This is a genomic window from Pontibacter saemangeumensis (assembly GCF_039541895.1).
GTDB lineage: Bacteria > Bacteroidota > Bacteroidia > Cytophagales > Hymenobacteraceae > Pontibacter > Pontibacter saemangeumensis.
In genome coordinates, this window is sequence record NZ_BAABHC010000039.1 from 165,596 (window position 1) to 188,221 (window position 22,626).

Consider the following 22,626-nt stretch of genomic DNA (forward strand, 5'->3'; position numbering starts at 1 on the left):
TCTTTATATCCTCCTAAATATATCTGGACATCAGGATAAATGAATCATAGACTCTCTACCCTGCTGGCGCTGGCGTTGCTGCTGCAGCCCGCGGTGGCGCAGCAAAAAGTAACCTACAGCCTGTCGTTCCCGAACGCGGTGCACCACGAGGCGGAAGTGCAGGCCACGTTCTCAGACATAAAATCGGACACCCTGAAGGTGCTGATGCCGCGGACATCGCCGGGGCGCTATGCCATTCATGAGTTTGCCAAGAATGTTTACAACGTGCAGGCGACCGATGCACAGGGCAAGCCGCTGCCACTCTACCGGTCAGACACCAACGAGTGGGGCGTGCCGCGCCATACCGGCACCGTTACCGTCAGCTACACCCTGTTCGCGGACCACGCCGATGGCACCTACGCCGGCGTCGACGAAACGCACGCGCACCTGAACATGCCCGCCACGCTTCTGTATGCCGAGCAGTTTGAGCAGTCGCCGGCGTACGTCACGTTCCATATGCCGGAGGGCAGGAACTGGAAAGTGGCCACGCAGCTGAAGCACGAGCAGGGAACCACCTACTCCGCCCCCAATTTTCAGTACCTGATGGACAGCCCGACCGAGCTCAGTGATTTCGACTTTGCAGAGTGGGCCGTGGGCGGGAATGGCAAGACCAGAACCATACAGGTGGCGCTGCATCACCGGGGCACGCCGGCGCAGTTTGCGGAGTATGTGGCGAAAACAAAGGCGATCGTGGCAGAGCAACGTGCGGTATATGGGCAGCTGCCGGCGTATGATTTCGGGCGCTACACCTTTATCGGGTGCTATATGCCGCAGGCCGTGGGCGACGGCATGGAGCACCGCAATTCCACCATCGTGACGAGCTCGCGCCCGCTGGCCGAAGCGATGAGCAGCCAGCTGAACACCGTGTCGCATGAGTTCTTCCATGCGTGGAACGTGGAGCGCATCCGCCCGAAAAGCCTGGAGCCGTTTAACTTCCAGGAGGCGAACATGTCGGAGGCGCTGTGGCTGGCAGAGGGCTTCACGAGTTACTACGGCGATATGATCATGGCCCGCAGCGGCATCTTCGACATCAAAAAATACGCCGCAGACCTGGCCGGCGACCTGAACTACGTGCTGCTGCATCCGGGCAGGCAGTACCATAGCCTGGCTGAGATGAGCATGCAGGCCCCTTTCGTAGACGCTGCCCGCTCCGTTGACCCGGTGAACCGCCACAACACTTTCATCTCCTACTACACCTACGGCAGCATGACGGGCCTCGCCCTGGACATGACCCTGCGCCAGCGCTACAGCAAGACCCTGGATGACTATATGCAGGCGCTCTGGCGCAAGTACGGCCAGCCGGAGAAGCCTTACACCCTGGCTGATCTGGAAGAGACGCTGGCGGAGGTGTCCGGCGACAAGGCCTGGGCGAACCTGTTCTTCAGCAACAGCGTCCGTGGCAGTAAGCTGCCGGACCTTACGCCGCTGCTGGCGAAGGCGGGCATGGAACTCCGAAAGGCAAAGCCCGGTGAGGCCACGGTAGCGATGGTGTCGTTTGAATATACGGACGCGGGTGCTGTTATACCCGACGGCACGTTCGTAAACTCAGGCGCTTATAAAGCCGGGCTTGAGAGAGGCGACATTATCCTGACTTTGGACGGCCGGAAGATCCGCAAGGAGAAAGACCTGCAGCAGGTGCTGGCCAGGCATAAACCGGGAGACAGCGTCCCGGTGACTTTCAGCCGCCTGGGCCAGCCCCGCAGCACCACGCTGGTGCTGGACGAGGTGCCGACGCTGGAGGTGGTGCTGTATGAAAGCATCGGCAAGCAGCTGACCCCGGAAATGGAGCAGTACCGGCAGGCCTGGCTGGGTTCAAAAGCAAAATAGCGGCGTTACAACAAACTTAAGCACGGTGCGTTCTGAAGCGAAGGCCGGGGGCGCTTTGATTTGAACTACTTTCCCCGTAACTTAGTATATAGAAGGAACTCAACCCGTTCACGTGAAAAACATAAGAAATACAATACTGGCGGCATGCCTGCTCTGGACCAGCCACGCGATGGCCCAGGAGGTGAAGCCCAGCTTAGACGCCGCACCTGCCCCTGTTGCAACAGACATGCCCGTGAGCAGAGCTGAGGCAGTGGCTGCTGAAGACGAGAAGCCAGCCTGGACCGGCCCCCGCATGAGCTACAGCCTCTCTACCGGCATGAGCTTCAGCAACGGCTACGGCAACTCGCACTTCATTACGCCCTCCGTGCGCTACCAGGTAAGCAGCCGCTTCCGGGTCACGGCCGGCCTGACATATATGAACGTATCGTCCTATAACATGCCGGCTGTTACGCCGGAAGGCACGACCATCATGTACCGCAACAGTGGCGGCAGCCATTATATAGCCAGCGCAGGCGTAGATTACCTTGCCAGCGACAGGCTCATCCTGAGCGGTAACATCTGGAAAGACTTCTCTAACATGCCCACGCAGCATCTGAACTACGGTGGCTTGTACAGCCCGGGCCGCATGGGCGCTGACTTCCAGGCCACTTACAAAATAACGAATAACTTTTCCGTGTCGGGCGGCGTGCGCTATACCAATGGCGCTTCGCCTTATGCAAGCCCGTTCTATAACCCGGGCTTCGGCAACTACAACCGCAACGGATTCGGATATTAGCGATGTAGCATCTTCAGCAAAAAGCGCTTTCCTGGTAAACAGGGAAGCGCTTTTTGCTTCACGGCAGCCAAAGAACAGGGTATGCGGCGTCGGCCGTCTCAGCTTCACCTAACAAGATAATTTTCCGGATGATGGAGTGCGGCATGTACTATATACCGCAAGGGAAATTATATAGCTTACAAGCGGTGCACCGGACCTCTTGTGTCGGTTAACGCAATTTCAGCAGCTCCCCCTCAGACCGCCTCTCAGTGTTTAGAGACCAATCACGAAGAGCGGACAGCCACATTGCGCTAACCTTACGCGCCGTTTCGGGGTTATATAACAGGAATATAAACAGAACATGATTTTGCCGAACAACAACGCCATCCGCCATATCAGAAATGAGCGCCTCCTAACAATCAAGAAAGACTACCGGGGCAATAAAACCATTAACGGCCGCTTTGCCAACGGAGACGATCTGTACATTCCAAAGTTCAGCAATGTATTGCGCTGGCAACTGAGCCGGAACCCGCAGCGCAACGAGAAAAAGCAGGATAACTTTGTCCCGGCGGTGCAGGCTGGCAGTGCGTTTATCGAATCTGACAAGGACATGGTGGTCTGGCTTGGGCACTGCAGCTTTTTCATCCGGCTGGGGGGCGTCACGTTCCTGACAGACCCCATTTTTTTTGACCTGCCGATGGTGCCGCGCAAAGTAAGCCTGCCCTGCCCGCCGGAGCACCTGCGCAACATCAATTTCCTGCTGCTCTCCCACGGGCACCGCGACCACCTCGATAAAAAAACGATACGCACTGCGTTCGCGCACAACCCGCAGCTGAAAGCCCTGGTTCCGCTGCGTGCCGGCGACCTCCTGCGCGGCATAGACCCGCAACTGCCCTACCAGGAGGCGGGCTGGTACCAGAAGTTTGACCTGGTGCCCGGCGAGGTGGAAGTCTACTTTATGCCTGCCGCCCACTGGCACCGCCGGGGCTTGTCGGATATCAACAAGGTGCTGTGGGGCAGCTTTGTGCTTCGCACGCCCACCACCAGCATTTTCTTTGCCGGCGACTCAGCCATCGGCCCGCACTTTGAGGCGATAGAGGACCTGCTGGGGCCGATGGACGTGTGCCTGATGCCTGTTGGCGCCTATAAACCCACCTTCCTGATGAGCAAGAGCCATATGAACCCGCACGAGGCCGTGAAAGCCTACAACCTCCTGCACGGTGGCACCTTCATCCCGATGCATTACGGCACCTACGATCTGTCGGATGAGCCGCCGGGCGAGCCGGTGCGCCTGCTGCGGCAGGTGGCCGCCGGGGGCATGCTTCAGGGCCTGAAGATTCCTGCCATAGGGGAGCCTGTGCTGCTGCAGGAGCTGCAATAAAGGCTGCGGCTTGGTGCAGACTTTTGCTATATTTGTGTACCTGAGCCTGGCGCTTTTTAAATTTTGCCTTGGAGGGAGACCTTTCGCGGCTCAGGCGCACCAAGTTTAGAAACCGCTGAACAGCCCTAACGAACAACAGCAATAGCTATGTCTCCAACCCTTATCATTAGCCTGATTGTAGCCTACTTCTTCATTCTCATCTTCATCTCTTACCTCACCAGCAAGAACACCGACTCCGAGACCTTCTTCCTGGCCAACCGGAAGTCGCCGTGGTATGTGGTGGCGTTCGGAATGATCGGCACCTCGCTTTCGGGCGTTACCTTCGTCTCTATTCCGGGGATGGTGCAGAAGGCGCAGTTCTCGTACCTGCAGCTGGTGCTGGGCTACCTGCTGGGCTACTTCGTCATCGCCACGGTGCTGATGCCGCTCTACTACCGCCTGAACCTCGTTTCCATCTATACCTACTTGGAGCAGCGCTTCGGGTACTGGTCCTACAAAACCGGGGCGGGTTTTTTCCTGCTTTCACGCACCCTGGGGGCCGCCATCCGGTTGTTCCTGGTGGCCGGGGTTTTGCAACTGGCGGTGTTCGATGGGCTGGGCGTGCCGTTTGCGGTTTCCGTTGTCATCACCATCGCGCTGATCTGGGTATATACTTTCCGGGGCGGCATGAAAACCATCATCTGGACGGACACCTTCCAGACCACGGCCATGCTGCTGGCCGTCGGCATCAGCATCTGGCTGATCTCCGATGAGCTGAACATGGGCTTTCAGGGGCTGGTGAGCACCATCGAGGCAAGCGACTACTCGCAAGTGTTTTTCTGGGACGTGAAAGACAGCAGGTACTTCCTGAAGCAGTTTTTCTCCGGCGCCTTTATCGCCATCGTGATGACGGGGCTTGACCAGGATATGATGCAGAAGAACCTGAGCTGCAAAAACATCGGCGAAGCCCAGAAAAACATGTTCTGGTTCAGTATCATCCTTGTGTTCGTCAACATCCTGTTCCTCTCGCTGGGAGCGCTACTTTATATATACGCCAATACCAAGGGCATCGACCTGCCGGCCAAAGGCGACGACGTGTTCCCGTTCCTGGCGCTGGGCTACTTCCCCCAGATCGTGGGCCTCGTGTTCATCCTGGGCATCATCGCCATCACCTACGCTTCCGCCGACTCAGCCCTCACCGCCCTCACCACCTCCTTCTGCGTGGATTTCCTCAACTTTAAGGAGCGAAGCGAGCACGAGCGGGTGCGCCTGCGCTATATCGTACACGTGGGGTTTTCGGTGCTGATGGTGCTGGTGATCCTGGCGTTTGACGTGCTGAACAGTGAGAATGTGGTGACGGCCGTTTTCAAGGTGGCCGGCTATACCTACGGGCCGCTGCTGGGGTTGTACAGCTTTGGCTTATATACCCGGCGCGCCGTGCGCGACCGGTTTGTGCCGCTTATATGTGTCGTGGCCCCGCTCCTCACCTACATCATCAGCTACAACTCCGTCGATTGGTTCTGGGGATATGAGTTCGGGTTCGAGGTGCTTATTTTAAACGGCTTCCTGACCTTCACCGGGCTGATGGCGGTTTCGTCGGGGAAAATCGATGAGCTGGAACTGGCACAGGAACAGCAGGCGTCTTAAAGCGCGGCTGGAAGCATATAGCAGTACCTGACCACATATACACCCTTCCATAGCCACAGTAATAATGCCGCTCCCCTATCAAGCAAAAGGAAAAAGCCATATATGGCAGAAGGTTTAGGAGACTTGCCAGAACACTTCGTTCACAGCCGAAAGCACAAAAGGCAGGAGAGTTATCTCCTGCCTTTTGTGCTTTTGAAGCATGGCGCGCTTATTCTTTCACGGCCATGACCTTGTTGATGACATGGATTACGCCGTTCTGGCTCATGGCGTTTGGTTCCATCACCTCGGCGCCGTTCACGGTAAGGCGGTCGCCCTCCTTCGTCACTTTGAGCTCTGTTCCGCCCAAGGTCTTCAGGGATGACCCGTCCTGCAGCTGTTCTGCTTTTAATTGCCCGGCCACCACGTGGTTGTTGAGCAGGGCCACCAGTTGCTTCCTGTTTTCCGTTTTCATCAGGTCTTCCAGCGAGTTCTCAGGCAAGCTTTCGAAAGCCTCGTCAGTAGGCGCAAAGACCGTGTAAGGCCCAGTCCCGTTCAGGGAGTTTATAAGTTCTGCCTTCCGGATAACCGAGGCAAACGTGGTCAGTTCAGCATTGGAAGTGATGTTCTCCACGAGATTTTGGGAAGGCATCATTTCGCGGCCGCCAATATTCGGGTCTGTATCGCTTAGTTCAGCCCCTTCTTCCCCAGGCGAAAGCGGATCAAGGTGTGTGCCCGGCTCAACGCCGCGGCTGTCTGCCTCCCGGCGCCCGGTTGGCTCCGTGCTGTCTTCCTGCATCGGGTTTTCCATTCTTTCTTCGCCTGTGTTGCAGCCCAGCAGGCTGAAACTCATCAGGAAGGCGAAGGCCATTGTTTTCGTTTTCTTCATAGCGTATATATAGGTTGTGCTTGTAAATATTTTAAATCCCGGCAGCTTGCCGGCGCAGCTTACCTGCAGAAGGAACACCGCCTTTTGCTCTCTTAAACTTAAATTTCCGTACTTTTGTTATCAACTTTACTTATTTATCGAATTAAAGCGTAATCCATGAAAACTGCAGAAATCCATACGGGCAAAGGCGTCATGAAAGTAGAATTCTACGAGAAAGATGCCCCTAAAACTGTGCAAAACTTTATTGACCTCGCCAAGAAAGGCTTTTACGATGGCCTTACCTTCCACCGCGTGCTCCCGGACTTCGTGATACAAGGCGGCTGCCCGAACTCGCGTGAAGGCGCCAAAGGAGTGCCGGGAACCGGTGGTCCGGGCTACAAGATTGACTGTGAACTGACAGGTGAGAACCAGTACCACGACCGCGGTGTACTGAGCATGGCGCATGCCGGCCGCAACACCGGAGGGTCCCAGTTCTTTATCTGCCATAGCCGCAAGAACACCGCCCACTTAGACCGCAACCATACCGTGTTCGGCAAAGTGATAGAAGGCGATGAGGTGATTGACCAGATCAAGGCGAATGACAGAATCGAAAAGATCGTTGTGAACGAGGAATAGACCCTATCTCCTTTGAAGCAGCTTACAGTTCCACAGCAGCCGACCTCTGAACAGAGGCCGGCTGCTGTTATTTTCAGGCGCTGCGTAAATAAGGCATTGGCAATTGTGGCGGCACACGGGCGCATCCGTAGAGGACCAGGTGCAAATCCTCAGTCATATATGATTTTTGTACTTTTAAATTGAATCTTTGCTGCTAAACCTGCTTTCGGCTCCTAATTTTGACTAAATTTAGCTAACAACTGTTCGGCACTTGCAACAGGGAACTATAGCCTTGGCTGCCCTGCCTTGTAGACGTGCCGGATTCCTGAACCGAACACTCTAAATCAATTCTGTAAGAGAGGCAGGAAAGCCCTGGCTTAGCCCTGCCTGCTGCTACCGCATATGAAGAAACTCGCTTTACACTGGCAGATCCTGATCGGGATGACCCTCGGCGTCCTGTGGGGGATACTTGCCAGCTCCCTTGGCCTTGTAGACTTCACCACCGACTGGGTGAAACCCTTCGGGACCATCTTCATTAACCTGCTGAAACTGATTGCCGTGCCACTGGTGCTGGTGTCGCTGATAACGGGCGTCTCCAGCCTGAGCGATGTGAGCAGGCTTTCCCGGATCGGCTCCAAAACAATCGGCATCTACCTCACCACAACGGTGCTGGCCGTGATGCTGGGCCTGGTGCTGGTGAATGTGTTTGAGCCGGGCAAGGCCTTCTCGCCCGAGAAGCGGGAAGAATTCAAGCAGCAGTTCGCCTCCGCCACCACGGCGAAATCATCGGACGCCGCCGCAGTAAAGGAACAGGGGCCCCTGCAACCGCTTATCGACATTGTGCCGGACAATATTTTCGGCGCGCTCACCAACAACGGCGCTATGCTGCAGGTCATCTTCTTCGCGCTCCTGTTCGGCATCGCCCTCATCATGATTCCCCCGGACAAAGCCGCGCCGGTCAATGACTTTTTTGAGGGCGTGAACCTGGTAATCCTCAAGATCGTGGACCTGATCATGAAAACGGCGCCCTATGGCGTGTTTGCCCTGCTGGCGGGCCTGGTGGTTGAGTTTGCCGGTGACGACCCCGGCTCCGCCGTGGAACTGCTGCTGGTGCTGGGCTACTATTGCCTGGTGGTGATCACGGGCCTGGCCATTATGATCTTCGCGGTTTATCCGTTCCTGGTGGTATTCGTGGGCAAAACAAAGTACAAGGATTTCTTTCGTGCCATGTTCCCGGCGCAGATGCTGGCCTTCTCCACCTCCTCCAGCGCTGCCACGCTGCCGGTAACGATGGAGTGCGCTGAAAAGGAGTTAGGGGTTAACAGGGAGATCACTTCTTTTGTGCTGCCGCTGGGCGCCACCATCAACATGGACGGCACGAGCCTCTACCAGGCCGTGGCCGCAGTGTTTATCGCGCAGGCGTACGGCATCGACCTGGACATCATGGCGCAGCTTGGCATTGTGATGACGGCTACCCTGGCCTCCATTGGGGCGGCCGCCGTGCCGGGTGCCGGCACCGTGATGCTGGTGATTGTACTGCAGCAGGCGGGCATCCCTGTAGAAGGCATCGCCCTGATCCTGGCCCCGGACCGGATACTGGATATGCTCCGCACCACCGTGAATGTGACCGGCGACGCAACTGTATCGCTGATGGTGGCCCGCACCGAGGGCCAGCTGCACCCGCCTACAGCGACAGCAAAAGTATAGCATACAGAGATGCTCCCAGCAAGAAAGCCCAATAGCGGCTTTTGCGCTGCTCGGGCAGCTCCTCTTTCAGCACGTTCAGTACCACGCCGCCGCCGATAAAGGCCATCACCAACGCGACCGCCGCCTCCGTCACCTCCACCAGGTACCCTACGGCCCATCCTGCCACCAGGGCAACCACCAGCACCCAGCGCCCCACCTTTCGGTATGTGTCATGGTGATGCTCCTGCAGGCCAAAGTCGTTCACGATAAAGTGCAGCGCCATGGCAACCGAGAACAGGATGAGTGTATCGAGCGAGCCCTCTTCCCGCTGGAACAGCAGGTAACCGATCAGGGCATTGTATATGGCAAACGAGCCGATGTGTACCCAGAACAAGCCGCTGGTTTTCTCACTTTTGCCTTTCTCCCGCACCTCGTCCCGGTTGTTGATGACCATGCGCTCCAGGCCATAGAAAAAGGAAAGCCCCACCAGGGACATCAGGTAAATGTGGTGCTCCAGGAACGCGACGGCCTCAAAAGCATCTTCCACCTGCTCCTGCCCTTCGCTTAGTTCCGGGAACAGGTGCAAAAACACATAGGACACCGAAACGCCCCCGGCACACGACAGCCATATACTGCGGGGCACACCCGCCAAAAACCTTAGTCTTCCTCCGAAAAAGTGTATAAGCGCCAGCACCAGCACCGGCCAGATCGAAACATATCCCATACCCAGAAACTACTTCGTTTTCAGAGCCAGGGTTACTGCGCATGTACAAGAGGCCACCTGTATATAACTCCTGCTGCACCAACGCCAGCATAAATTACTATCTTGGTCTGAGCTTATTAGAATGCTGCTTTTTAGCCTGCGTCTGCCGACCGACCGATAACCCTTGCATTCCCGCACAAGTATAGCAAAGCAACTTCCTGTAAATTAAAAGTGAGTATATGGATTTACAATCTTTCCGACAGAGCTTAAAAGGCAGCGATATGCCACCTCCGGCAGCCTCTGTCTACCTGCAGGCGCTGTGGTACGACGGCAAAGGCAACTGGGACAAGTCGCATGAACTGATCCAGGATTTGCCTGATGCAGACGCCGCCTGGATACATGCCTACCTGCACCGCAAAGAAGGCGACACCTGGAACGCGGATTACTGGTACCGCAAAGCCGGCCGTAAAAGACCGTCTGTGTCGTTGGAGGAGGAATGGGAACAAATTGCACTGGCCATGCTGTAGCGTATAAACAAGCAAGGCAGGAGCGATTAACCCCTGCCTTGCTTGTTTATATATAGCATCTCAGCTCAGAAGCCGGTTAATACTTGTCGTCCTCATCCTCGTCCTCGTCGCTGAAGTTGGGCATGGAGAACATGCCGCTGAGCAGGTCCTTGAACTGGAGGCCAGTGCTGAGGCGGTTCTTACTGAGTTGGCTGTGCTCGGCGAGGCCATGCAACGCAAACTCCATCAGGAACAGCTTCTCGTCGCCTTTCGCATCGGGCTGGTATTTCTCCACCACGGCCTTCAGGCCGGGCACGCTTTGCAGGGCTTTCTTGTACTCCGCCTCGGAGGCATCGTTCAGGATATCCACGGTGTTGCCATCGCCAAACCACTCGGTGATGCTCTTGTACGGGCTGCCCTGCTTCGATTTCTTGCCTTTGTCCGGGTCGGGGAAGTACTTGAGGAACTGCGTGCGGATGGCTTTGCCCATCAGTACCTGCGCCACGTGGCCGGCGCCTTCCTGCTCGCCTTCATATACCAGCTCCACTTTACCAGTCACAGCCGGGATGGTGTTCAGGAAATCGGCTACCCGTATATAGGTTGACGCCTCGCCGTTCATCAGCGCGCGCCGCTCGGCCGCACTGATCAGGTTTTCGTAGGCTGAGATGGTCAGGCGGGCCGATACGCCGCTTTTCGCGTCCACATACTCACTCTCGCGGGCCTCAAACGCCACCTGCTCAATCAAGTCGCCGATGATGTCGTTGGTTTTCACCAGCTGCCCCTGCCCCTCTTTAATGTGCGCTTCCTGCCGGGTGATTTTCTTGCCTGTCTCAATATCCTTTGGATAGTGCGTGATGATCTGGGAGTCGATGCGGTCTTTGAGCGGCGTGACGATGGAACCGCGGTTGGTGTAGTCTTCGGGATTAGCCGTGAACACAAACTGGATATCCAGCGGCATGCGCACTTTGAAACCACGGATCTGGATATCGCCTTCCTGCAGGATGTTGAACAGCGACACCTGGATGCGCGCCTGTAAATCGGGCAACTCGTTGATGACGAAAATACCCCGGTGCGACCGCGGGATCAAACCAAAGTGAATCACCCGCTCATCCGAGTAAGGCAACTTCATGGTGGCCGCCTTGATGGGGTCCGCGTCGCCGATCAGGTCGGCCACCGACACATCAGGCGTCGCCAGCTTCTCGGTGTAACGCTCCGAGCGGTGCATCCAACCAATGGGGGTATCGTCGCCGTGCTCGTGCACCATGTCTTTGGCGTAGCGCGAGAGTGGCTGCAGCGGGTCGTCGTTCAGTTCAGAGCCTTTCACCACCGGGATGTACTCATCCAGGAGATCCACCATCTGGCGGGCGATGCGGGTTTTAGCCTGGCCGCGCAAGCCCAGCAGGTTGATGTGGTGCATGGACAGGATGGCCCGCTGCATGTCCGGGATCACGGTTTCCTCGTAGCCCCATATGCCGGGAAAAACTTCCTCCTTGTTCTGCAGCCTTTTTATCAGATTGGCGCGCAGCTCCTGCTTCACCGACTGCGGCTCGTAACCGGCGGCCTTCAGCTGGCCCAGCGTTTTTATCTGCAATAGCTTCTCAGCTGGTATGTTCTTGTAATTCATGTAGCAAGTATAATTTATCAGTTAACCTGATGCGGTTGAAAGAATAAAATCGATTTTTGGCTGAATTGTTTTGTACGTAAGCTTAGCCCCAGGTGGTGAAATACTTTTGCAACTGCGCCGCCCCGCGCTGCAGGAGCGGGTAGCCCTGCCGGATCACCTCGCCGATCGCCCCGACCCACACCAGCGGGGGAACCTGCGACAGCACCGCGCCGTGCCAGTCGAAGTAAAAGTCACCGCTTGCGGACTCGTTGTTCCAGTAGTAAAAGCACCACTGGAAGAGCCAGTAAAAAAGCAACCCAAGCGCGGCAACGCCCATCACCACAAACGCCGACTGCACCACCTGCATCACCACGTGCAGGGCACGGTCTGAGATTGCCTGCACATAGCTGTTCGTGGACCTGATGAAGAAATGGAGGCACACCTGAAAAAGCAGGAACAGCAGGGCGAATATCGCCCCGGACCATTCCGAAAAGGCCAGCAGGATCAACCCGCCCGAGGCGGTAAAAAGTGCGATGAGCTGTACAAGCAGGTGCGGCAAAAAAGTAGCCATCGCCCCGCCTGCCGGGTCTCCGTGCCGGGTTTCCTTGGCTCTCTGGCTGTGCATATGGGCTTAGAAGTTCTTTTTGCGGTTCTGCTTGTAATCCCGGAACACGAGGTGCCCGAGGCCTTTCAGGCTGCTGTAATAGGCCTGCCCGTTGTTCACTTTGGTGAACTCGTCCACGAACGCCTGCAGGTACGGGTCGGAGGCGATCATAAAGGTGGTGATCGGGATCTTGATGCGGCGGCACTGGGCAGCCAGGTTCAGGGTTTTGTTCACCACCTTGCGGTCCAGGCCGAAGCTGTTTTTGTAGTAGTTCAGCCCCTCCTTCAGGCAGGTTGGCTTGCCGTCTGTGATCATGAAGATCTGCTTGTTCGGCGTCTTGCGCTTGCGCAGGATGTCCATGGCCAGCTCCAGCCCCGCCACCGTGTTGGTGTGGTACGGGCCCACCTCCAGGTACGGCAGGTCCTTCACCTCGATCTGCCAGGCATCGTTCCCGAACACCAGGATGTCCAGGGTGTCTTTCGGGTATTTCTGCTTGATGAGTTCGGCCAGAGCCATCGCCACTTTTTTGGCGGGCGTAATGCGGTCTTCACCGTACAGGATCATGGAGTGCGAGATGTCGATCATCAGCACCGTGGCCGCCTGTGTCTTGTGCTCCGTCTCGGTCACCTCCAGGTCCTGCTCCGTGAGCCGCAGGTCGCCGATGCCGTGGTTGATCTGGGCATTGCGCAGCGAGTCGGTCATGGAGATCTGCTCCAGCGAATCGCCGAAGCGGTATTCGCGCTGATCGGTGCTGGCCTCGTCGCCCATGCCGGTGTGCGGCGTGTTGTGGCTGCCCTTGCCGCCTTTCTTCAGCTTCCCGAAAATCTCCTCCAAGGCGCTCCTGCGGATGCCCTGCTCACTTTTAGCGGTCAGCTGGAGCGTGCCTTTCTCCTTGTCCTCGTCGAGGTAGCCTTTCTTGCGCAGGTCCTCGATAAAGTCGCCGATGCCGTAGTCGTCGCTGGTCAGGTTATACTGCTTGTCGAGGGAGCTGAGCCAGTTGAGCGCCTCCCCCACGTCACCGGAAGAGATGGTCACGAGTTGCAGGAAAATTTTCAGCAGCGAATCAAAATTGGGCTTATCGTCCTGGGGCGGTATATATTCAGTAAATCGGTATCCTATTGCCATACGAATAGTAAAAGGTTTGAAGGTACAACACAATTAGCGGGTGCAATGTTCGGCCGCTCCGGCTAAATTAAAGGAAGTTGAAAAGCAGCTCCCAAAATTATCGGGCGGCCCTTGTATATAAACTTTGATGCAGGTTCCGGGTTATATATGGCAGCTAATTATAGCTCGTATAGATACTCCCTTAACCTAAAACGAAAAATCGATGAAAGCGATATGGAATGACGCAGTGATTGCAGAAAGTAACGAGACAATTGAGATCGAGGGAAACCAGTACTTCCCGCCGGGCGCAATGAAGCAGGAACACTGCGAAGCGAGTGATACCCACACGACCTGCTCCTGGAAAGGCGAGGCGTCTTATTACCATATTAAGGTAAACGGCAGGACAAACCCCGACGCAGCATGGTACTACCCGGCTCCAAAGGCAGCAGCAAGCGAAATAAAAGATTACGTTGCCTTCTGGAAAGGCGTGAAAGTGGAGGCTTAAGCCGTATATATAAATTTAAGCCATGATCTTCCACACCATCCTGCGCCTACTCGCCAGCAACTTTCTGCGCCGGAGGCGCGGGAAAGCCCCTCTGTCATAGCACGGGGTTCACCTGCTGTAGAAAGACTTTTATATAAAAGAGAAGGCCTAAGCATATATGCTTAGGCCTTCTCTTTTATATATATCTGCTGCCTGTTTAGGCAATCCAGCGGAACTTGTATTCCAGCATTGGCACTTTCATGCGCTCGGCTACGCGCTTCAGGCGGGCGGGCAGGGCCACCACGTAATCGCGGGCGCGTTCGCCGGCTTCGTTCAGGTCAGTCAGCGCCTCAATTTTCCACTCCTTGATCAGGTCATCCACAATATCGGTATAATCGGAAGAGGTATATACCCCGATACGCTGCGCGGCATCGGTGAAGTGGCCGAAGGTTTTGCCAATGTCCACACCCAGCTCGCGCATGTAGTGGGCGGGCATCACAATCTTCTTGCGCATCATATCCTCAAAAGCCAGCATCATCTCGTTCGGGTCTGCCTCAAAAATTTTGCTCACAAACGCCTTATATGCCTTGGCGTGGCGGGCCTCATCGGCGGCCACGTGTCCGCAAAGCTTGGCCAGCGTCAGGTCGCCCTGCTTCTTGGCGATTTGCGCCACCCGGCGATGGGAGATGTTAGTGGCTGTCTCCTGGAAGCTGGTGTACACAAACGAGCGGTACGGGTCCATATCGGTCTGCAGGTCGAAGCCGTCGGCCAGCAGGTACTGCGTGGAAGCCTCCATCTCGCGCATGTTGATGCGGCCGCTCAGGTACAGGTAGCGGTTCAGGGCATCGCCGTGGCGGTTCTCCTCGGCTGTCCAGCCGCGGTTCCATTTCATCCACGGGCTGTCAGGGTCCTGCGGGAGCCCCTTTATGGTCATCAGCCAGCTCTCGTAGCTTGGCAGCGCTTCTTCAGTGATGGTATCGCCTACCAGCACGGCCAGCAGGTCGTAGCTCAGATCACGGGCACGCTCGCGCAAATCCTTTATCTCATCGAAAAAAGTTTCCAAGGTGGCATCCGGCAAAAGATCCGCAGGTTGCCAGCTCTCTTCTACTGTCTTCAGAAGCTCAGAGAACTTTTCGCCCACAAAATCTTCCATCCATTTTATAACTTCTGCACGGGAGGTGGTGCTTGCTGTAATCATTTTATATAGGTTGATTAATGTTCAAATATACTTATAAATGTCAATATAGCAGCTTTGGCATCTGACATTTAAATTATAATCTAAAAGGGGCCATGCTGCTAAAAGACTCAGGAACTTATACTTACGTAAAAACACGAAAGTGTTCCACATAATTATAGTCCTATTGCAGAACTAACAGAGAAAGAGGCTATTTAATTTCAATGCTTCAGGTAATGGTATACCTTACGCAGCCAACCGAGCCTGATTCTGTTCCTGTTGAGCGTTTCCAAGAACTGGTACACAACCGGTATGCCGCCCTGCTGGCGGAGCAGGTCCAGGAACTGCCCCGCCTCCGCGAAGTTACCCGTCAGGTACGCATGGCGGGCCTCGTATTTCAGCCGCTGCGCCAGAGCCTGCCGCTCCTGTTCCGTCTTCACCAGGCCGGCGGCCTTCCGGCAAACCTTAACCGTGGAGGCCAGCAGTTTGTTTCCGGGTTTGTACCAGCTTTGGGAGAGAGAGCTGGTGTGTACCCGCCGCTTGGTGGTGACTCTGTCGAGGTAAAAATATTTATAAATCCGGGACGAGCGCACCCAGAAATCAAAGTCTTCATAGGCCAGGGTTTCATCATAGCCGTTGAGCGCTTCGAACACCCGGCGGCGTACCATCATGGTGGGCGGGCAGATGATATACTTCCCCAGCAGGTCCGAAAAAACATCGCCGGAAGGCGCATAGGCATCCAGTTGCCCGTCCTGCCTGCGCCTGTAATGATAGCCAATGGGGGTGGAGTCGTCGTTTATATAGACGGCATCGGTATAGATGACCCCATGGGTCTGATCCAGCTTTTCGAATGCCTCCACCTGCTGCGCCACCCGCTCGGGCAGCAGCACGTCGTCGGTGGCGAAATCGATGATGTAATCGCCGTGGCTGGCGCGCCACCCGATGTTGAAGGCAGCCGTGTTCCCCCTGTTATGGCCCGTACTGACGAACTGCATATGGGGGTGCTTCGCGATGTACTCCCGGATGATGCTGACGCTGCCGTCGGTGCTGCAGTCATCGACCACAATCACCTCCATGTTCGGGTACGTCTGCGCCAGCACAGAATCAAGGGCCTCCCGCAGAAAACGTGCGTGGTTGTAGCACAGGCAGACAATAGACACCAGGGGCGTCGGGCTCATAGGCGGATGCATCTATGATAGAACTTAGGCACTACCTGAAAAATTTCCTGACCATGTCCACTACCCTTTCCTGCTCATGCTGCTTCAGCCCAGGGAACAGCGGCAGACTGAGGCTTGTCTGCGCCAGTTCCTCCGCCACCGGGAAGTCTCCGGCTTTATGCCCCAGGAACCTGTAAGCCGGCTGCAGGTGCACCGGCACCGGGTAGTGAACGGCGGTATAGATGCCTTGCACGCGCAACCACTGCTGCAGCGCCTCGCGCCGCCTTGTCCGGATGCTGAAGATATGGTACACGTGGCCACAGCCAGGGGCAGTAACCGGCAAAACAAGCTCTTCAGTTCCCTGTAGTTCCTCTTTATATATGGCTGCCAGCCTTTGCCGCTCTGCGTTCAGTTGGTCTAAGTTCTGTAGCTTTACCCGCAGCACCGCCGCCTGCAACTCGTCCAGCCGCGAGTTGACCCCCACCACCTCGCTTCGGTACTTCTGCGCCTCTCCGTAGTTGCGGTACATCTGCACAAACTGTGCTATGGCTTCATCATTTGTTACCACGGCGCCGGCATCGCCCAAGGCACCCAGGTTTTTGGTAGGGTAAAAGCTAAAAGCCCCGGCATCGCCAAACGTGCCTGCGAACTTGTTCTCATAGCGGGCACCGTGCGCCTGCGCGGCGTCTTCCACAATTCTCAGGTTATGTGCCCTTGCCAGTTGCAGCAGCGGCCCCATTTCGCATACCTGCCCGTAGAGATGCACCGGCACGATGGCTTTTGTGCTGGCGGTGACAGCCGGGGCAACGGTGGCGGCCGTGATGTTACAGGTCTTGGTGTCCGGCTCCACCAGCACCGGCTTTGCCCCCACCTGCAGCACAGCGTTAATGGTGGCGATGAACGTATGCACCGGGAGCACGACTTCGTCCCCGGGACCCACGCCCACGGCCTTCAGGGCCAGCACCAGCGCATCGTAGCCATTGCCCACCCCCACCGCTGCCTTTGCGCCCAGGTAGCCGGCATATGCCTCCTCAAAGTGTTTAAGTTCTTTGCCCAGTATATACGATTTACCCGCCACCGCCTGTAGAAGGGCCTGCTGCACAGCTGCCTCACTGCCAACCGGAAAGTCTCTGAACGCAAAGTAGGGGATTGGCTCCATCAGCAAACATTATAAGCTATAGCTCAAGGTGCGTTGCCAGCTTTTTAAAGTAGGCGTAATCCCGGATATAATCCTCGTCGGCGTAATCGGTGGAGGTGAGGCACAACGCAAGGGCGCCTTCCGAGAAGCGGAGCTCTGTCCAGCACATCGCCGGTATATATAAACCAGTCCGCGCATCAGTCAGCGTAAACTCCTGCACCTGCTTTCCGGTGTCGGCTTTCACGCGCACGGTGCCGGTGAGGGCGATGAGCACTTCCTCTGTGGCTTTGTTGGCGTGGTGGCCGCGCACCACCTCGGGCGGGGTGCCGTGTGTCCAGAACACGCGCCGTATCGCAAACGGCACACGGTCAGCGTACTGCGTAGAGGTGATATACCCGGTTTTGGGACTTCCGATGCGCTCGAACGTGAGGAGGTAAGGGCTAGCAGGCAATTTTGTTTAGGTTTTGGTACGATGCACAAAGTAAAACTTTTTGAGCCAATATATACCCTTTGCCGCTGTAGTTTTGCCCTTGGCGCCGGATCGGCTACATTTGCAGTACTGCCAGCTAGGGCGCAGGGCCAACCTGAACGTACCCTGCTGCTCTTGAAAACAATGGAAGACACCTACCGCACCATAGAAGCTCCCGCCGAAGGACTTTACAAGGAGAAGGGCAGCAAGTTCATCGCGCTGGCTTACCCTGTGCATACCGAGGAGGAGGTGAAGGAGGTTATCGCGGAGCTGAAAAAGCAGTACTACGATGCCCGCCACCACTGTTACGCTTATAGCCTGGGCGCCGACAAAGCCCGCTTCAGGGCCAACGACGACGGGGAGCCCAACCACTCCGCCGGCGATCCGATCCTCGGCCAGATCCGCTCCGCCGACCTCAGCAACCTCCTGATTGTGGTGGTCCGTTACTTCGGGGGCACCAAGTTGGGCGTGAGCGGGCTGATCAACGCCTATAAAACGGCGGCAGCCGACGCGCTGGCTAACGCCACCGTGGTGGAGAAGCACGAAACGGCGCTGCTGCAGGCGCGTTATGCCTACCCGCAGATGAACGACGTGATGGCCCTGGTAAAGGCATATGACCTGCCGATCCGGAATCAGCGCTTTGAGCTGGACTGCCGCCTCACGCTGGAGGTGCGAAAAAAACTGCAGGGGGAGGTAGCCACAAAACTCGGGGCTATTGAAGGCGTAAGCGTGACGGGACTGGAGTAATTCCTGATTTGTGGCTGGTGAATGTTGTAAGGATTGCTTATCTATACCCGTGCTATATATAAACCACAACTCAGGCATCTATACAGGTCGTGTTTCAAAAATCGGCACGGCTAACCAAAGGTTCCTTGCTTTCGACCACCTTTTAGACGGAGCCATCATACAATCAACTGTCAAGCAACTCAAACAAACAAAAATGGCCAAACGCAAGCATCGCCGCACCCGTGACAAGATATTAGAGCGCAAAGTCGGGTTAAAGCCAGGCACGCTGGTTGTGTCGGCGGAGTCTTACCCCCCGCGCTTTTTCCTGATTTCGTTCAATATCGACTTCTTCGAGGAGCTGGAGCTGAAAACATACGCCGAACTGATGCAGCGGGTAAGGGCAAAGCCCGACGCCCGCCACTGGATCGACATACGCGGCTACGGCGACCAGGCGATGCTGGAGCAACTGGCGCAGGACTTCCATCTGCACCCGCTGCAAATGGAGGACGTCATCAACGATTACCAGCGGCCCAAGGTGGAGGAGTTTGACAGGCACCGCCTCTTCATTATATCCCGCATGCTGCGCTGGTCCTCTGAGTCAAAATCCCTGGAGGATGTGCAGCTGTCGCTGTTCACCGGACCCAACTACGTGCTCAGCCTGCAAAGCGACTATGCCGATTGCCTCGACCCGCTGCGGGAACGCATCCGCGTGGGGAAAGGCGTGATAAGGCAGCGGCCAACCATGTACATGGCATATGCGATGATGGACGTGGTGCTGGATTACTATTTCCCGGTGATGGCGGAGATCGGTGAGTACATAGAGGACCTGGAGCAGCAGGTAATTCTCCAGACCTCCAAGACTAACCTCACGCTGATACTGGACCTGAAGAGCGAGCTGGTAAAACTAAGGCGCATTACCTGGCCCGAGCGCGATAAAATGTCGGAGATGCTGCGCATGGGCGAGGACGTCATCCCCGAGAACCTCAAGGTTTACTTCCGCGACGCCTACGATCACGTCATCCAGCTCATCGACCTGGTAGACAACCACAAGGATATGGCCTCCAGTCTGGTGGACCTGCACATGTCTTCGGTGAGCAACCGCATGAATGAGATCATGAAAGTGCTGACCATTATCTCCACTATCTTTATACCGCTCAGCTTTATCGTGGGCTTGTACGGAATGAACTTCTCCCACGAGAACCCCGAAACAGGGAAGGTGTATCCTTTCAGCATGCCGGAGCTGTACCAGCCGTACTCCTACCCCATCCTGCTTGCCCTGATGTGCATCCTGATCCTGTTTCAGCTGTACTTCTTCTACCGCAAAGGCTGGTTCAGCAGTTTCTGATTCAGTTCGCCAGTTGCATTGCCCGTGAAAGAATTGATTTAGTAGCCCCGAAGATTAATTCATCGTGCCTTACACTTTAGACGCTAAAGCACCTGGAGCCTCTTTAAAACTTTGCCACGCGAGGTGCTCACCTGAATATGGTACAGACTGGCGCTCAGCGCCGAAAGGTCGACCTCCAGGCTACCTTCCTGATCCACTGGCTGACTAAAGACCCGTGTGCCAACATTATTGAAAATATCCACCTGCCACACGTCAAAATCCGCCTTTACAAAGTCGAGGGTGAACCTGCCGGCGGCCGGGTTAGGGTAAACAGAGATGGCCTGCTGCGGTGTCAGTTCCTCCACCACAAAGTCGGTGGCGCTATGCGTGCTGCCTCCGATGCCCGACACCTGTATCTTTCCTGTTTGCGCCCCGCGCGGCACCCGCACCGTCAGGCTTGCTTCGCCTGCCCGCAGCACAACCGCCTTCGCTCCGTTAAAGAGCACCGTGTCCTGTTGGCCTAATACTGAGAAATGCTGGCCCTTCAACTCCACTACCGTGCCCACGCTGCCTTGCCCCGGAGACACGGATGCCAGAACAGGGGCAGGAATAACCTCGAAAGCCATGGCACTGACAGCTGCTCCGCCGGGTGTTTCCACGGTGATGTAGCCGGAGGCGGCCCCCTGCGGAACACGCACTTTTAAAGAAGTGGCAGACGCCTGCAACACCCCGGCCTGCGCCTGGCCCATTTTCACCGTATTCCGTGAGGCGACAGTGGAGAAATTATTCCCATATATAATCAGCTCGCTGCCCACTTTGTCAGTGCGCTTGCTCAGGCCGCTGATTTCTGGCTGGTGCCAAACGATGTAGGGCGCAGCGCTTTCCGCTATCCCTCCTCTGGTAAGAACCTGGAAATTCCCGCTTGACGCACCCTCCGGCACGCGGAGCACTAGGGCCTCCGGGGCAGCGCTGATAACCTCGCAAGCCAGTCCGCCAAGTTTTACGCTTTCCAACTCACCTTCAGCCGGGTAACTGCCCTGCAGTATGACCTCGGCACCCACCACGCCCTCTGCGGGGCTGAAGCCGGAGACAACCGGTGGCTGGTACACAACAAAGGTCGTCTTGCTGCTGGCACCTGCATGTTCTGTCACAACGCTAAGTGTTCCCGTGCGGGCACCCGCTGGCACTCTCACCTTCAGGGAAGTAGCGTTTCCCTCCACTATTTCAGCCTGCACCCCGTTTATATATACCTTGTTTCGCCGGGCATCCTCTGAGAATTTCGTGCCCGTAATCATCACCTCTGCGCCGGGTTTGCCAGCGGCGGGGGAAAAGGCCTGGACGGTAGGTGTCATGATTATCTCTTCACCTGATATCCTGTTTTCCGCCAGTACCTCCCTCGGAACATCGTAGATGCGGTTGACCGTCACGTTGGTGCGGACGGGGGAGTTGTAATCGAAGAAAATGTCGGCGAAGTTCTCCACGGCTGTTTTCTCAGGCAAACCTTCCTTTGGCTTGATGCTGAACTGTATATAGCCGTGGCTGCCCGGCTCGTTGGCGGTGCTGTCGGGCAGCATGATGTTGTTGAACGTCCAGGTGAGGACAGGCTGCCCTTTGCCGCTCACGGCATAGGTGTAGCTGTGCGAGGCCGAGCCCAGCTGCAGGGTGCTGATATCCAGATGCTCCGAGAGCGTGTCGACGACCACTACGCGGTAGGCCACATCGGTGCCCGTGTTCTGAAACCTGATCTTGTACTGAAGCGCTGTGTTGGTTGGGGTGAAGTTTTCTGCGGTCACGCCGGTCGGGAACACTGCCTTGTCATTCGGGTCGAAGGAGTCGATGATGGGCAGGCATTCTTCGGCTACTTCGGCCTCCTCGTCGTCGGCGGGCATGATGTTCACGAAGCCCGTGCTGAGAGCGACGGGCGAACCTCCTGCACGGCAGGCCTCGACGGTGGCGCTGGCAAGGGTGTTGTCGCCGTTGCCGTCCGGCTGGTCTGCCTCCAGCCGGACGGTTCTGCCCATGGCAGGCACCCGGAACACTATGCTGTCGCCAGCGGCAAGTGTATAATTCTCGATGGTGGTGAGTTTTCCGTCCTGGTAAATTCGGAACTGCTCGCCTGTCGCCATATCTGTCTGCCCGGTGTTCCTGATCACGAACCGCACGTAGCCTGTGGAAGCGTCACACTTCCCTGTCACCGTGCTCACTGCCGTGGGTGGTGCGGTAGGGGGCTGGTTGCCCGGCGTTATCCAGGCTTTGGTGCAGACGGTGAGGCCGCGGATGCTCTCGTCGCCGCACACGACTTTGTCCTGAATGGTGATGACGCTGGTTTGCCCCGGTGCCACCGTGCCCGCCTCAAACACATAGGTGCCGTTGGGCAGGCGGGTAAAGGGCTTGTCTGCCGAAAGCAACTCCACCTGCTCCGGCAGTTGCAGGTATACTTTGGCGTTCTCAGCGGGGGCAAAACCGGTGTTGGAGTAGGTGAGTTTGGTTGTGCTCTCGAAGCAGCGGCGGCGGCGCGTGGAGGAGACGCTGGCAGTGAGGTAAGGCGAGAGGGTTACTTGGACGCCAGCATTATTACCTGTCGAATAATTGCCGTAATCCCCGAAGTTTATACTGGCAGCACCACCCGAAGTACAGGTTTGGGATATCATTTTCCCGCTGCTATTTTCTGTGATTGGCGACACGGTATAGCTACCCTTTCCTACAAGAAGCCTATAATTACCTGATTTGTCTGTTGCGCCGTAATAAGGTCCAGGCTCGGCCTTAACCAAGATATTAGCAAGCCCAGTTTCTACTTCATCCTGACTGCAGTTAGCGTTGGCATCATGGTATATATTGCCTTCTATGAGGTTGTATTCCTGA

General features: G+C 56.2%; 20 protein-coding genes. 10 read left to right on the top strand and 10 right to left on the bottom strand.

Annotated elements, in window-relative coordinates:
* Positions 1–39: 39 nt before the first annotated feature.
* The 4 genes from ABD920_RS23135 (at position 40) to ABD920_RS23150 (ending at position 5,627) form a co-directional block, all read left to right on the top strand.
* Positions 40–1,866 (top strand): M61 family metallopeptidase, encoded by a 1,827-nt coding sequence (locus ABD920_RS23135; protein ID WP_345162832.1) that lies wholly within the window; start codon positions 40–42, stop codon positions 1,864–1,866.
* Between the two features lie 112 nt (positions 1,867–1,978).
* Positions 1,979–2,641: a hypothetical protein gene (locus ABD920_RS23140; protein ID WP_345162834.1), complete on the top strand. Its 663-nt coding sequence runs from the start codon at positions 1,979–1,981 to the stop codon at positions 2,639–2,641.
* A gap of 340 nt (positions 2,642–2,981) precedes the next feature.
* The gene (locus tag ABD920_RS23145) at positions 2,982–4,001 is read left to right on the top strand and encodes an MBL fold metallo-hydrolase (protein ID WP_345162836.1); all 1,020 of its coding nucleotides are present in this window, start codon (positions 2,982–2,984) and stop codon (positions 3,999–4,001) included.
* A 147-nt stretch (positions 4,002–4,148) separates the two neighbouring features.
* Positions 4,149–5,627, top strand: coding sequence for a sodium:solute symporter (locus ABD920_RS23150; protein ID WP_345162838.1), 1,479 nt, complete (start codon positions 4,149–4,151; stop codon positions 5,625–5,627).
* 208 nt (positions 5,628–5,835) lie between these two features.
* Here the strand turns inward: ABD920_RS23150 and ABD920_RS23155 are convergent, their stop codons facing one another.
* A complete protein-coding gene (locus tag ABD920_RS23155) occupies positions 5,836–6,492 on the bottom strand; it encodes a fasciclin domain-containing protein (protein WP_345162840.1) in 657 nt (218 codons plus the stop codon).
* 156 nt (positions 6,493–6,648) lie between these two features.
* Here ABD920_RS23155 and ABD920_RS23160 point away from each other — a divergent pair, with 156 nt between their 5' ends.
* Both ABD920_RS23160 and ABD920_RS23165 read left to right on the top strand, forming a co-directional pair.
* Positions 6,649–7,107 carry a peptidylprolyl isomerase gene (locus ABD920_RS23160; protein WP_345162842.1) on the top strand — a complete coding sequence of 153 codons (459 nt, stop codon included), beginning with the start codon at positions 6,649–6,651 and terminating at the stop codon, positions 7,105–7,107.
* Positions 7,108–7,488: 381 nt separating this feature from the next.
* Positions 7,489–8,793, top strand: a complete 1,305-nt coding sequence (locus ABD920_RS23165; protein ID WP_345162843.1) for a dicarboxylate/amino acid:cation symporter — start codon at positions 7,489–7,491, stop codon at positions 8,791–8,793.
* On the opposite strand, the gene ABD920_RS23170 is transcribed toward ABD920_RS23165, so the two are convergent.
* Positions 8,771–9,496, bottom strand: coding sequence for a ZIP family metal transporter (locus ABD920_RS23170; protein ID WP_345162844.1), 726 nt, complete (start codon positions 9,494–9,496; stop codon positions 8,771–8,773). The two genes, ABD920_RS23165 and ABD920_RS23170, sit on opposite strands and share 23 nt — an antisense overlap.
* Before the next feature lie 218 nt (positions 9,497–9,714).
* Here ABD920_RS23170 and ABD920_RS23175 point away from each other — a divergent pair, with 218 nt between their 5' ends.
* Positions 9,715–10,002 carry a hypothetical protein gene (locus ABD920_RS23175; RefSeq protein ID WP_345162846.1) on the top strand — a complete coding sequence of 96 codons (288 nt, stop codon included), beginning with the start codon at positions 9,715–9,717 and terminating at the stop codon, positions 10,000–10,002.
* 76 nt (positions 10,003–10,078) lie between these two features.
* On the opposite strand, the gene ABD920_RS23180 is transcribed toward ABD920_RS23175, so the two are convergent.
* From ABD920_RS23180 to ABD920_RS23190, 3 genes are all read right to left on the bottom strand, one after another.
* Positions 10,079–11,605, bottom strand: coding sequence for a sigma 54-interacting transcriptional regulator (locus tag ABD920_RS23180; protein WP_345162848.1), 1,527 nt, complete (start codon positions 11,603–11,605; stop codon positions 10,079–10,081).
* Positions 11,606–11,687: 82 nt separating this feature from the next.
* Positions 11,688–12,209, bottom strand: coding sequence for a hypothetical protein (locus tag ABD920_RS23185; protein ID WP_345162851.1), 522 nt, complete (start codon positions 12,207–12,209; stop codon positions 11,688–11,690).
* Between the two features lie 6 nt (positions 12,210–12,215).
* Positions 12,216–13,313, bottom strand: a complete 1,098-nt coding sequence (locus ABD920_RS23190) for a vWA domain-containing protein (RefSeq protein WP_345162854.1) — start codon at positions 13,311–13,313, stop codon at positions 12,216–12,218.
* A gap of 202 nt (positions 13,314–13,515) precedes the next feature.
* Here ABD920_RS23190 and ABD920_RS23195 point away from each other — a divergent pair, with 202 nt between their 5' ends.
* Positions 13,516–13,797 carry a DUF427 domain-containing protein gene (locus tag ABD920_RS23195; protein ID WP_345162857.1) on the top strand — a complete coding sequence of 94 codons (282 nt, stop codon included), beginning with the start codon at positions 13,516–13,518 and terminating at the stop codon, positions 13,795–13,797.
* Between the two features lie 196 nt (positions 13,798–13,993).
* Here ABD920_RS23195 and ABD920_RS23200 read toward each other — a convergent pair whose 3' ends face one another.
* The 4 genes from ABD920_RS23200 to ABD920_RS23215 form a co-directional block, all read right to left on the bottom strand.
* A complete protein-coding gene (locus ABD920_RS23200; RefSeq protein WP_345162860.1) occupies positions 13,994–14,974 on the bottom strand; it encodes an acyl-ACP desaturase in 981 nt (326 codons plus the stop codon).
* A 197-nt stretch (positions 14,975–15,171) separates the two neighbouring features.
* A complete protein-coding gene (locus ABD920_RS23205) occupies positions 15,172–16,128 on the bottom strand; it encodes a glycosyltransferase family 2 protein (protein WP_345162863.1) in 957 nt (318 codons plus the stop codon).
* A gap of 31 nt (positions 16,129–16,159) precedes the next feature.
* Entirely contained in the window at positions 16,160–17,266 is a 1,107-nt protein-coding gene (locus ABD920_RS23210; protein WP_345162866.1) for a DegT/DnrJ/EryC1/StrS family aminotransferase, read from the bottom strand.
* A gap of 16 nt (positions 17,267–17,282) precedes the next feature.
* Positions 17,283–17,696 (bottom strand): sugar 3,4-ketoisomerase, encoded by a 414-nt coding sequence (locus tag ABD920_RS23215; protein ID WP_345162869.1) that lies wholly within the window; start codon positions 17,694–17,696, stop codon positions 17,283–17,285.
* Between the two features lie 162 nt (positions 17,697–17,858).
* On the opposite strand from ABD920_RS23215, the gene ABD920_RS23220 reads away from it, so the two are divergent.
* Both ABD920_RS23220 and corA read left to right on the top strand, forming a co-directional pair.
* Positions 17,859–18,461 carry an IMPACT family protein gene (locus ABD920_RS23220; protein WP_345162872.1) on the top strand — a complete coding sequence of 201 codons (603 nt, stop codon included), beginning with the start codon at positions 17,859–17,861 and terminating at the stop codon, positions 18,459–18,461.
* A gap of 193 nt (positions 18,462–18,654) precedes the next feature.
* A complete protein-coding gene (corA, locus tag ABD920_RS23225; RefSeq protein ID WP_345162875.1) occupies positions 18,655–19,785 on the top strand; it encodes a magnesium/cobalt transporter CorA in 1,131 nt (376 codons plus the stop codon).
* Between the two features lie 83 nt (positions 19,786–19,868).
* Here the strand turns inward: corA and ABD920_RS23230 are convergent, their stop codons facing one another.
* Complete coding sequence (locus tag ABD920_RS23230; RefSeq protein ID WP_345162878.1) at positions 19,869–22,415, bottom strand: DUF7619 domain-containing protein; 2,547 nt, start codon at positions 22,413–22,415, stop codon at positions 19,869–19,871.
* Positions 22,416–22,626: the final 211 nt, after the last annotated feature.